General features: G+C 67.2%; 9 protein-coding genes. 1 reads left to right on the plus strand and 8 read right to left on the minus strand.

Features of this window, described 5'->3' with window-relative positions:
• Nucleotides 1–5: 5 nt before the first annotated feature.
• From ABE487_RS12795 to ABE487_RS12810, 4 genes are all read right to left on the minus strand, one after another.
• Nucleotides 6–476: a F0F1 ATP synthase subunit B gene (locus ABE487_RS12795; protein WP_346445394.1), complete on the minus strand. Its 471-nt coding sequence runs from the start codon at nucleotides 474–476 to the stop codon at nucleotides 6–8.
• A gap of 107 nt (nucleotides 477–583) precedes the next feature.
• Nucleotides 584–874 (minus strand): F0F1 ATP synthase subunit C, encoded by a 291-nt coding sequence (gene atpE / locus ABE487_RS12800; RefSeq protein WP_183427994.1) that lies wholly within the window; start codon nucleotides 872–874, stop codon nucleotides 584–586.
• 84 nt (nucleotides 875–958) lie between these two features.
• A complete protein-coding gene (atpB, locus tag ABE487_RS12805) occupies nucleotides 959–1,756 on the minus strand; it encodes a F0F1 ATP synthase subunit A (protein ID WP_183427995.1) in 798 nt (265 codons plus the stop codon).
• A gap of 43 nt (nucleotides 1,757–1,799) precedes the next feature.
• Nucleotides 1,800–2,177 carry a hypothetical protein gene (locus tag ABE487_RS12810; RefSeq protein WP_346445393.1) on the minus strand — a complete coding sequence of 126 codons (378 nt, stop codon included), beginning with the start codon at nucleotides 2,175–2,177 and terminating at the stop codon, nucleotides 1,800–1,802.
• A gap of 640 nt (nucleotides 2,178–2,817) precedes the next feature.
• Here ABE487_RS12810 and ABE487_RS12815 point away from each other — a divergent pair.
• Complete coding sequence (locus ABE487_RS12815; RefSeq protein ID WP_346451927.1) at nucleotides 2,818–3,738, plus strand: hypothetical protein; 921 nt, start codon at nucleotides 2,818–2,820, stop codon at nucleotides 3,736–3,738.
• Between the two features lie 77 nt (nucleotides 3,739–3,815).
• On the opposite strand, the gene ABE487_RS12820 is transcribed toward ABE487_RS12815, so the two are convergent.
• From ABE487_RS12820 to ABE487_RS12835, 4 genes are all read right to left on the minus strand, one after another.
• Entirely contained in the window at nucleotides 3,816–5,345 is a 1,530-nt protein-coding gene (locus ABE487_RS12820) for a tryptophan halogenase family protein (RefSeq protein WP_346451929.1), read from the minus strand.
• 20 nt (nucleotides 5,346–5,365) lie between these two features.
• Entirely contained in the window at nucleotides 5,366–6,379 is a 1,014-nt protein-coding gene (locus ABE487_RS12825; protein WP_346451931.1) for a cupin-like domain-containing protein, read from the minus strand.
• Between the two features lie 5 nt (nucleotides 6,380–6,384).
• Nucleotides 6,385–7,140, minus strand: coding sequence for a SapC family protein (locus ABE487_RS12830; RefSeq protein WP_346451933.1), 756 nt, complete (start codon nucleotides 7,138–7,140; stop codon nucleotides 6,385–6,387).
• Between the two features lie 129 nt (nucleotides 7,141–7,269).
• A complete protein-coding gene (locus ABE487_RS12835; RefSeq protein WP_346451934.1) occupies nucleotides 7,270–10,413 on the minus strand; it encodes a TonB-dependent receptor in 3,144 nt (1,047 codons plus the stop codon).
• Nucleotides 10,414–11,117 lie beyond the last annotated feature (704 nt).

An 11,117-nucleotide genomic window follows, 5' to 3' on the forward strand; every position in this document is an offset into this window, starting at 1 on the left:
CGGCCTCAGATCTCGGCAGCGAGTTCGTCGAGCAGCGCCTTGTGGGCGTCGGCGTCGATCTCGCGCTTGAGCAGACGCTCGGCGCCGGTCACCGCCAGCAGCGAGACCTGGCGACGCAGATCCTCGCGGGCCCGCGTGGCCGACGCCTGGAGTTCGGCGTCGAACAGCGCCTTCTGGCGCAGGCCCTCGGTCACCGCCTCCGTCTTGGCGGCATCGACGATCTGGTTGGCGCGCTGGTGCGCCTGCTCGATGATCTCATTGGCCTTCGCACGCGCGGCCTTGAGTTCCTCGTTGGCGGTTTCCTGCGCCTGCGCGAGCGCGCGCTGGCTGTTGTCGGCGGCGGCCAGGCCTTCGGCGATCTTCTTCTGGCGCTCTTCGATGGCATTGAGCAACGGCGGCCAGATCTTGGTCGCGATGAGCCAGATCAGGGCGGCGAACGCAATCGCCTGTGCAATTAGGGTCAGACCGATATTCATGGGCTTGTGGCTGCCTGTCGTGAAGGGCCGGGCATGTGTACATGCCCGCTGTCACCGCCGATGCGGCCGTAGGCCGGCCGCATCGGAAGCGCCTGCGCTCGTCTGGATCAGCCGGCGATCTGGGCGGCGATCGGGCCGACGAACGGCGAAGCGAACGCGAACAGCAGGCCGACGGCGACCGAGATGATGAACGCGGCGTCGATCAGGCCGGCGGTGATGAACATGCGGACCTGCAGCACCGGGATCAGCTCAGGCTGACGCGCGGCCGACTCGAGGAACTTGCCGGCCATGATGGCCAGGCCCAGACCTGCGCCCAGCGCGGCCAGGCCGATCATGATGCCGACGGCCAGAACGGTCGAAGCCTGGATCTGGGCGAACGAGGTCAGTGCGATTTCCATTGTTTTCTCCGGAACGGATTGCTTGTTAAGGGTGGAACTGGGATTGAGACAAAAGGTGGAACGAAACCGGGTGCCGCCCGCCGATCAGTGGCTGTCCTCGGCGAGACTGAGGTAGACGATCGACAGCATCATGAAGATGAAGGCCTGCAGCGGGATGACCAGCAGGTGGAACAGCATCCAGCCCAGGCCCAGCACGCCGCCGCCGAGCATGCCCAGCAGGCCGGCACCGCCCAGCACCCAGATCAGCAGGAACACGATTTCGCCGCCGAACATGTTGCCGAACAGTCGCATCGCCAGCGAGATCGGCTTGCTCAGCCACTCGACGATGTTGAGGATCAGGTTGAACGGCACCATCCACTTGCCGAACGGCGCGGTCAGAAATTCCTTGGTCAACCCGCCCAGGCCCTTGGACCGCAGCGCAAAGAAGACCGTCAGGAAGAACACGCTGATCGACAGGCCCAGCGTCGCATTGACGTCGGCGGTCGGCACCGGCTTCCAATAATGCACGCCGGCCAGTTCGAGCGGCTTGGCGATGAAGTCTGCCGGAATCATCTTCAGCAGGTTCATCAGCAGGATCCAGAAGAACAGCGTGATCGCGATCGGCGTCACCAGCTTGCTGGTGCCGTGATACGTATCGCGCGCCTGCTTGTCGACGAACTCCAGGCAGATCTCGACGAACGCCTGCCACTTGCCCGGCACACCGGACGTGGCCTTGCGCGTCGCCATCCAGAACATCAGCACCATCAGCCCGCCCATCAGCAGCGCGGTGATCAGCGTGTCCAGGTGCAACGTCCAGAAACCGCCCTCACCGGTCGAAACCGTGAGGTTCTGCAGGTGATGCTGGATGTAGCTGGTTGGGGTCAGTTCCGAATCAGCCGCCATAAGATCGAAGACCTGCCTGTGTTTGAAATTCAGTGCCGAAGTGTCAGGAGCCGGCCGGAGGCCTGGCCATCGCAAGCAACTGCGCGAAGAGCGCGACGATGACCCCGGCGAGCATCGGAACCGGCGGTAAGCCCGCCATCCCTGTGCCCAGCAGCAACACGGCCACCACCACGACCCACTTCAGCGCCATTCCCGCCAGCAGCCGCGCAAGCGCGCCTGCCGAAGGATTGACCCCGCCCCCCAGCGCAATCGCGCTCGACAGCCAGCCGCCGATCGCGATCGCCGCGCCGCCGAGTACGGCCGCCAGCGCCCAGGCGCCATCCTTTGCAAGGAAGGCCAGGGCCGTCACCGCGATCGCCACCGCCTGCCAGACGAGTGCGCGCTGTGCCAGCCGCCGACCGACAGCGACGGATGTCAACACATCAGGATCCTGGGCATCTGAGGGACACGGAACGCGTCGAAACGGCCCCGTCGAGCCGCAAAAGTATAGCAGCGGAGCCATTTGACCCACAACCGGCGAAGGTCCCGTTACCGCGCCGGGCACCGGTGCGAGCAAAACGCGCGCCCCATTCATAATTTTCTTCGGTGCAATGCGGAACTTGTGCCCATCGGCAGGGTCCGATCTACCGTGCCCGATCTGCCGTACTTTCCTCGTCGGTCGTGTCCGCAGATCGTCACCCGAGCCCTGGCCCGCCGCCGGGGCTCTTTTTTGGCTCTGCCTTTGCCCCGAAGGGGCAGCGGCCTGCCGCCCGGTCGTCGCTCTTCCCTCGGCTAGGCCGCGACGCCGTCCGGCCACGCGAAGCACGCGAGGCTCGCGTGGATGCGCGCCACCGCCGCGCAGGCCATCCAGGCTCACCCCGCCTCGACTGGGGCGCTTGCCCGCTTCCGATGCACGAATCGGTCCGGTCCGGCACGGCGCGCCGATCGCCCGTCCACCGCCAGATCCCCCGCCCGGCCGGGACATCAGCGAGCAGGCCATTCGTTATCCGCGCCATCACTTCACGCGAGCAAGACCTTCACTTACCGACCATCGCCTCCTCTCCCACGACTCTGGCACGCCGATGTCCTCGACCCCCTTCCGCTCCCTCGCCCTGGCCGCCCTCCCGGTCGCCGTGGTCCTGGCCACGCTCGCGATGCCGGCCCACGCGCAGAGCCGCGACGATCGCTTCGTCCTGCGCCTGAGCGCCTTCAATCCCGAGGCCGAGTTGGGGTTCTCGGGCAACGGCACCGTCACCGACGGCACTGACGAGGCGACGTTCGGTTTCAACGAGAGCTTCGACACCGGCCGCGAGTGGCGTCCGCGCGGCGCGTTCGGCTTCCGCATCAGCGACCGCCAGGCCCTGGTCGGCAATTACTACGACTACCGCCGCGACGAGACCTGGAACTATGGCGGCACCGTGCTCGATACCGGCACGATCGGCGGCAGCGGTGAGCCGATCGACATCCCCGCTGCCCGCATCGACGGCCGCCTGTCCTTCAGCCTCGCCAGCCTCAACTACGAGTACAGCGTGGTGAAGAACGACAGCTTCCAGTGGGGCCTGGGCCTGGGCGTGACCTATGCAGAACTGGAGGCATTCGCCAACGGCGCTTCCGAAGGCACCGACCTGGTCGATCCGCAGTTCGAAACTGTCCGCTGGAAGCGCGACGGTTTTTCGCCGGGCCTGCATACCCGCCTGACCTGGACGCCCGCCGAACGCTGGACCGTCGGCCTGGAAGCCCAGTACCTCGACACCCGCTGGGGCGACTTCCTCGACGAGCGGGGTCACTTCGAACGCGGTGGCCTGATCGTCGAGTACATGGTCAGCGAGCGCTTCGGCATCCACGCCGGCTACGACTGGTTCCGCCTCAAGCTCTCCGATGATTACAAGGGCACCGCGCGCGCGCCCGAGGGCATCGACGCCGGCCCTTACCCCTACGGCGGCAAGCTGACCGGCGACCTGAAGGTGCACGGCCCGATGGCGGGTGTGACCTTCCGCTTCTAAGCCGATCTGCCGGCAACGAGTGGACGACGAAGCCGCGGCCCGAGCCGCGGCTTCGCTCTTTTTTACGGGCGAGCCGGCTACTGCGCAGCGGACCGCGCACCCCAGATCGCGGCATCCGCCTTGCAGTAGCGATCGATGAAGGCCTGCTGGGAGGGCATCTGCTCGAGTGCGCGTTCGACCGGCTCGCGGAGCACACGCAGCAGATGACCCAGATCCTCGTCGCGCAGCGCGCGCGCCAGGGGGTGATGCTGCCGGGGCACGATGCCCTGCCCCAGCAGCACATGTGTCCACGAATCGACCCGGAAAAGTTCATCGGCGCCCTGCCAGGCATGGGCGCGCTCGCGCCAGGCCCGCAGGCGGAGCTCCAGCGACGGCGGCAGCGCCATGTCCCGGCACGCCGCCCACATCGGCTCGTCGCGCTGGGTGGCGTGGTAATGCAGGATGATGAAATCCCGCACGTGCTCCATCTCCGCGCGGCTGACCGCGTTGAACAGATCCACCAGCGTCGGCGAGATGCCTTCGAACGGGAACAGCTGGATCAGCCGCATGACGGCACTGATGGTCAAGTGCAGGCTGGTCGATTCCAGGGGTTCGATGAAGCCGCTGGCCAGGCCCAGCGAGACCACGTTGCCGTTCCACGCCTTGCGCCTGCGGCCAGTGCGGAACGGCACCACCCAGGGATCGCGCAGCGGCCGCGCGCCGACATCGCGCAGCAATTTGGCCCGGGCCTGATCGTCGGACATATACCGGCTGGAGAACACCAGGCCGCAGCCGACCCGATGCTGCAGCGGGATGTGCCAGCGCCAGCCCGCCTCGTGTGCGATCGCGCGCGTGTACGGCACTGGCGGACCCACCGGCTCGGTCTGGACCGCGACCGCCCGGTCGCAGGGCAGCCACTGGCTCCAGTCCTCGTACCCGGTCTGCAGGGTCTGCTCGATCAGCAGACCGCGAAAGCCGGTGCAATCGATGAACAGGTCGCCGTCGATCCGCCGGTCGCCATCCAGCACCAGGGCCTCGACATGGCCGCTGATCGCATGGCGCACGACCGTTTCGATCCGGCCCTCGACCCGCACCAGGCCATGGCGCTCGGCCTGCGCGCGCAGGAACTTCGCGTAGAGGCCGGCGTCGAGATGATAGGCGTAGTTGACCTGCGGGTCGGTGTCGAGCGAGAACCGGTCGGCGCGCGAGGCGAGCGTCTCCAGGCAGAAGTCGCCCAGCGCCGACGGCATGCCGCGTCGTTGGCTGTCGAGCCAGAAATGATGGAAGGCCGCCGCCCGCGTCCCCTGTCCGGTGACCCCGAACGGGTGGATGTAGCGATCGCCGGGGCGCCGCCAGTGCTCGAACGAAATCGAGAGCTTGAATGTACCGGACACCGCGCGCAGAAACGCCTGCTCGTCGATCTGGACGAAGCGGTGGAAGGTCCGGATCGGCGGCACGGTGGATTCCCCCACGCCCACCGTACCGATCTGTTCCGACTCCACCAGCGTGATGTCCAGCCGATCGCGGAACTGGTGGGCGAGCGCGCACGCGGCCAGCCAGCCCGCCGTGCCGCCGCCGGCGATCACCACCTTGCGTATCCGGCCAGGCGCTGCCTGGTGCTCGTCCATCGCCTCGCCTCCGTGTCCGTTCACCGGTTCAATTGGCCCAGCAACAGGGCGCGGATGCGTCGCGCCCGGGTCTCGTCGATCGTGCCAAGCACATCGCGCGCCTGCTCGGGGATGTGCTCGCCCGCGCGCGCGCTCGGCCCGAACACGTAGTAGTCGAAGACGTGCCGCCAGGCCGCCTTGTCCCGCTCGGGCAGGTCGCGGATCGCCCACAGCGCGTGGTGGAGCGCCGACACCGGCGATGGCAGGAACGCCGGCGCGTTGCGCCACCAGTAATTGACCAGCACGTTGAACGGCGCGAGGCTGCGCACGTGATGCCACCACATGCCGGGAATGAAGATGGCATCGCCCGGCGCCAGCAGCGCGGTCTGCGCATGGGCCAGCGCCTTGTGAAAGCGCGGATGGCGCGCAGGGTCGGGCCGGTCGAAGTCGACCAGGCTCACGACTTGCCCGCCAGGCGTGGGATCGAGCGGCCCCGGGTAGAGGTTGTCGATCTGCTCGGGCGGGAACACGATGAACGCCCGTTGCCCCACCGCGCAGACGGCCAGGTTGTCGGGCACGTCGTAATGGCAGGAGGCCACGACCCGGTTGCCGATCCAGATACCCGGCGCCGCAGGGACGCCACGGTCGGCCAGGCGCAAGTCGTTCTCCTGGCCGAACCCCGGCAAGGCGCCCGCCACCGACAGCGAGGCGACGTAGTAGGTCGGCGGCTGGGCGTCGTCGAGATGGGCTGCGATCGCATCCAGGACCTCGCCGAGCCCGCCGCGACGGACCTCGACATTCAGAGCGGTGAAATCCTCGTTGTAGAACGGGCGTCCCTGGATCGCGGGTTCGCCAAACGAATAGGTGACCGGCCGGCCGGTGTCGAAGCCGCGCAGATACGCCATGGCCGAGGCGGTGGAGACTTGCCCCGCATGTACCAGTCCCCAGTCGCGCGCCACGCCTTTGAGCAGCACCGGCTGCCCCTCGGACACCAGTGCATCGAGCGGCAGTGCGTCCGCGTCGCGGACCTCGATCGAGCGCATGACCGCCGGCATGGCGCTCAGGCGTCCGGGAGCGGCGTCGCCGCGTCCTGCTCGCGCAGGCGGCGCTGCTTCTCGGCCATCAGCCGACGCACGTTGTGCAGCGAGGCCAGCACCAGGTACGCCCCTTCCAGGTAACCCGCCCGGTTCAACCGCGCCAGCGCCGGTCCGTCCAGCGCTGCCAAGGCCTCGCGGTCGATGCTGTGCAGCCCCCCGACATCCACCCGATGGCGATCGTCCAGGTCCACCGCCAGCGTGACCGGCTGGATCAGCCCCAGGGCATCGAAGGCCGCGAGCATGGCTGCGCCGAACTCGACGCCGTCGCGGATACCGCGCAGCACGCTGGCGACATGATCGAGGTACGGGCTGTTGCCGCCCTGCGGCAGAAACACCGGCTCGCCCTCGTCCGTGCGGACCCGCGGGTGATCGAGATCGACATGGATCACCGGCTCGCGGCGGAGCTCGCCATCGATGCGCTGCTCCTGGAAGCCGATGAGGAACGGCCCCTTCGCCGCGGCACCGGGCAGGTAGGCGGCATTCCAGCGGCCGTCGCGCAGGTACAGGTTTTCCCGTTGTTCGAATCCCAGCAACGCCACCGAGCCCCACTGCCCGTCCGAGTCCTTCCGGAAGAAGATCGGGTACTCGCGCTGCAGTTCGGCGTACTCGCTGGGGAACGCCGGCACCATGCCCACGTCGTCGCCGAACTGCGCGCCGAAGCCGGTCGCGACGCGCAAGTCCTTGTGCGCCACGTTGTTGAGCAGTTCGTAACGCGCCATCACCTCTCCGTCGTGCCGGTTTCCCACCTGTGACGCCGGCCATCCACAGCGGCCCCCGCCGCCGGATCGGCCGGTCTACGACCGACGCCGAGTCCAGCGACGGGGCCGGCGGCCCGCGCGCCCCCCTCTCTAGAACTTGTAGCGCACTCCCAGCATGTAGCGCGGACGCTGATCGGCCAGCTTCATGATCTGCTGATCGGTACGCGCGTGCCAACGCACCTCCTCACTGGTCAGGTTGATCGCTTCCAGCCCGAACGACCAGTGCGCATCGAGCGCGTAGTTCACGCTCAGATCCCACTGCTGGTAGGCCTCCACGTAATAGGGATTCCGGCTGGCGCCCTGGTTGGCGAGGATCAGGTACTCGTCGCGCCAGTTCCAGGCCAGGCGGACCGACCAGCCGTACTTCTCGTACATGAACATGACGTTGGCGGTATCGCTCAGCCCGGTCAGCGAGAACTGGTCGATGCCCGGATCGCCGCCATCGTCGTAGCCGACATCGCCCTGCACGATGGTGTAGTTGGCCAGGATCCCGAACCCGCTGTCGCCGAAGAAGTACTGGCCTCCAAGCTCCCATCCGTGCAGCTTGGACTGGTTCTGGTTGATCGGCCGGTTGACGTTGAACAGGTACAGCGGATCGTCCGGCGTGCCGTACAGGTCGTAGGCGGCCTCGGTCGCCAGCGCCTGGGCACCGGTGCCGTTGAACGCGCCCAGACCCGCTGGATCGTTGCGCAGCAGCGCCAGCGCGGTGAACAGCGAGGTATCATTGCCCGAGCACGCCGCCGCGTTGGCCGGCCCCACCTGCTCGCGGCACTGCGCGCTCTGCAAGAACGCCAGCGCGGCCTGGGCGTCGGGCCCGGAGGTCGGGTCGGTCAAGCCGTAAAGGGACTCCTGGCTCACCGTATTGCCGACGAAGTTGCTGACAGACTTGTTCCAGTAGGTCAGCGAGACGTAGCTCGATTCGGCGAAGTACCATTCCAGCGCGAAGTCGAGGTTGTCCGACTCCAGCGGCTTGAGCGACGGATTCTGCGCGTTGCCGCTGGCCCGGCTGGACGGGTCCAGCAGGACCGAGCCGAAGGGCTGCTGCGCGCCGGGGCCTGCATAGAGATTGCCGTAGGGCGCGCGCGCGATGCTCTTGCCGAACGAGGCCCGACCCTTGAGCTGGTCGGTGAAGTCGATGCTGAAATCCAGGTTCGGCAGGATGTAGCTGTAACTGCTCGACTCGCTGAAGGGTTCGAGTTGATCGGACAGCACGATGCGGAAATCGTTGTTGGATTGCCACTCGATCGCCTCGGGGGTGGCGATGACCGACGTGGAGACGACATCGGTGGTCTCGTAGCGCACACCGATGCGGGTATTGGTGGTGAAGCCGCCCAATTCGCCGTCCAGCGAGACCTGCATGTAGGCCGAGCGGGTCTTCTCCTCCACCCGGTTGTCCGCCGCATTCTGCGGGCTCACGCCCAGGCCGACGCCGTACTGCCCCCGTGCCCATTGGGCCAGCGCACCGGCATCGCCCCGCCAGGCTGGCCAACTGCTGATGCTGCGCCCGTGGAACAGGCCCACCAGGTCGAGCGGCTGCAGCAGATCCATCAAGCCGCCTGCCACATCCCCATCGACGTTGGCCACGCCCCAGTCGCCCAGCGTCGAATACGCCTCCGCCGCCTGCAGGCGATGGGTCTTCGCGGTGCTCGAATCCACGCCGAACTGGAAGCGGCCCTGATCGAACACCCATTCGCCGTCGAGCCGGGCCTGCTCGATTTCGCTGACCTGGGTCTGCGCATTGACGCGCAGCACCTGGGAGCCGATCTCGCCGGCGACGAAGCCGGGATTGACGACCCCGTTGGTCCCGGCCATCGCATCGGCGGTGGTGGGGTACCACGTCTGGGTGCCCACCGGCAGGCCGTTGTTGAAGACCAGCTCCTGCACCCACGAGCCGCCGCAATGGGGCCCGGTGGTGCAGTTGTTGGTGCCCGCCACGCTCATGAAGATCGAGCCGCCACCGGTGAGCGGATCGTTGGGCAGGCTCTCGGTCTTGGAGTTGTGCGCGTCGAAGCTCAGCCGGAAATCGCTGTTGACGTCCCAGACCGCGTTGAAGCCCAGCGAGCCCAGCCGATACTTCTGCATGCTGCGCTGTTGCTCGAGGCCGAAATCCTTGGTGCCGGCGATCTCGCGGATGTAGATCGGCGTGGCCACCGCACCGGAGGTGTCGAACTCGACATGGGTGTAGTCGCTGTTCTGCAGCCACATGCCCTGCTCGCCGCGATTTTCGGTGATCTCGTTGGTGGAGTAGGTGTAGTCGAGGGTCAGGGTCAGGCTGTCGGTAGGCGCGAACTGCAGCACCGCCTGACCGTTGATGCGCTCGCGGTCGAACTCGGAAAACGCGTAGCGCAAGTCGTTGGGGCGCGCGTAGAGGTCGCCGACGCCCGGCGCGTTGGTCACCTGCGGATTGCCCGGCATCGTGCCCGTCCACGGCTGGACGTTCCAATAGTTCTCGGTGGCCTGCACCGAGCCGCCCTTGCGCTTCTGGTAACTGCCGCTCAAGCCCACGCCGAAGGTCCGGTCGGCGTTGGTGTAGCTGAAGATCCCCGACAGTTCGGGGGTCAAGTCGTCGTCGAACAGTTGGCTGCGATCCGATACCGCCTTGGCGCCTGCGCTGGCGACGATGCCCGTGTGGTTGAAGGGCCTGTCGGTGAGGATGTTGATGGTCGCGCCCATGCCGCCGCTCGGCACGTGCGCCTGGCTGGTCTTGTACACCTCGATGCCGCTGATCGATTCGGCCGCCAACTGCGCGAAGTTGAAGGCGCGCGTCCCGCCGTCCACGCCACCGATCGCCACCTGACCGGCGGCGCCGAAGGCGTCCGCGCCGGGCACCTGGCGACCGTTGAGGGTGACCATGTTGAACTGCGGCCCGAAGCCGCGGGCCGTGACCTGCGCGCCTTCGCCGTCACGGCGCTCGATCGAGATGCCGGTGATGCGCTGCAGCGACTCGGCGAGATTGGTGTCGGGGAACTTGCCGATGTCCTCGGCACTGATCACATCGATCACGCCCGCCGCGTCGCGCTTGGTGTCCATCGCCTGGCTGAGGCTGTTGCGGATGCCACTGACCACGACCGCATCGAGCGTCGTGGCGTCCTGCGGCTCGGCGGCGGCACGTGTGTCCGCACTCGGATTGGGCGGCGTCGGCGGTTGTTGTGCGAACGCGGGGTTGATGATCAGCACCCCCCCCACGAAGGTGAACATTGCCGTCGACTTCAAACGCCTGAACTTCTTGCTCATTGACGGGTCCTCAGCATCGGAATGGGAACAACCGCGAGCTGGCGGCTCCCGGCGTACGTCACGATCCGTCTCCGCAGGCAGCGGATCCGGCACTACCGACCTCTGTACCTCGCGTGCGCGCTCGGGCTCGACGAAGCGTCCGTTTCCCACCGCAACGGGCGCCCCAACACGGCAGCACCCGTTTGCTGTGTCGTGCAAACGATCCTGGCGAAACGGCCTTCGTCACCCCGCACCGCATCCAGGCCCCCTGCCTGGCGCACTGCCCCCCAGCTCACCCACGTGTCACGAAAGGCAGCCGACTGATAGCGCTACCATTCGGACGCAGGTGTATAGCGGACGGCCGGCGTTGTCACCATGCACTGCAACAAAACGGCGCCGTCGCGTATCGCCCGTTGGCCGCGCGCGACCGGAACAGTTGCGGGCATGCAAGCGCGGCTGCGAGCTTGTTCCTGTCGCGACCGGGCCTGGAGATGCCGGCGCCGATCGCACAGCAATTCAAACATCCCGGCCGGCACTCGTGTCCTGACAGGCGTCTTTCGGTTCCGCGCTTCCACGGCCTGTCGGGCACTTGCCCGCAAGCCGGATCTGCGCGCTGTCCGCACGCATCGCGTCGACGCCGCCACTGGCCCGTGCACGCCGTACACAGGCCCCGCTCCGGCCGCGCGGCACCGTCGATCGATGGCGCCGGCGGCTTGCCCGGTTCA

The sequence above is a fragment of the Luteimonas sp. TWI596 genome, from assembly GCF_039674105.1.
Classification (GTDB): domain Bacteria; phylum Pseudomonadota; class Gammaproteobacteria; order Xanthomonadales; family Xanthomonadaceae; genus Luteimonas.